The following is a 735-nucleotide window of genomic DNA, read 5'->3' as shown; positions in this document are numbered from 1 at the left end:
TTGTCCTTGCATGTTGTTGGGAGTACATACTGGTTTGCATGATGAGATAGCGGTGCAAGATATTGGTATAGATAATCTCACCGCGGCAGATGGCTTGGCCGTTGGTCGTCCTTCTGGTTTTGTTGGGCGAGCCATGGAGCGGCTAATTGATGGTTACTACACAGTGACGGACGAACGTATGTATCAGCTTTTAGGAGAGTTGAGCGAACGAGAAAGCATCAATTTGGAGCCCTCTGCATTAGCCGGAATGATGGGCGCGGTGCATGTCTCGAGTTCTCTACACTACCAGACTCGTTTACAGCTTACGGCTGAACGTTTGAAAAATGCCACACACTTAGTTTGGGCGACCCGGGGAGGGATGGTGCCAGAAGCTGAAATGTCAGCTTACTTGGCGAAGTCTGGTCGTTAGAGCGTTCTTCAAATTTTTTGAGTTAGTCAAAATGAAAAAGCTCATCCGAAGATGAGCTTTTTTTAGTCTTACTTATAGAGATTGAAGCAACTGGTAATAACGACCGTGTTGAGCGAGTAGCGTTTGATGGTCGCCTTGCTCAATGATCTCGCCCTGTTCCATAAGGCAAATGTTGTCCATGTTCTCTAATTCGATGAGTCGGTGAGTGATGAACACAACCGTCTTGTTGGCAAAATACTCGTTGAAAAGCGCCATGACTTTTTGTTCGGTGCGCTTGTCGAGGCCTTCGGTTGGCTCATCAAGAAGCAAGATCGGTGCATCTCGTA

General features: G+C 47.1%; 1 protein-coding gene and 1 pseudogene. One reads left to right on the top strand and one right to left on the bottom strand.

Features of this window, described 5'->3' with window-relative positions:
- On the top strand, positions 1–409 hold a 409-nt coding region (locus tag R7R24_RS26675; protein WP_318120111.1), incomplete at its 5' end, for a pyridoxal-phosphate dependent enzyme.
- 72 nt (positions 410–481) lie between these two features.
- On the opposite strand, the pseudogene R7R24_RS26670 reads toward R7R24_RS26675, so the two are convergent.
- Positions 482–735, bottom strand: a pseudogene (locus R7R24_RS26670) (cysteine/glutathione ABC transporter ATP-binding protein/permease CydC); the annotation flags it as partial.

It is taken from the genome of Vibrio sp. 704 (assembly GCF_033339295.1).
Note: the sequence above shows the minus strand (reverse complement) of the source record. Positions and strands in the feature narration are given on the sequence as shown.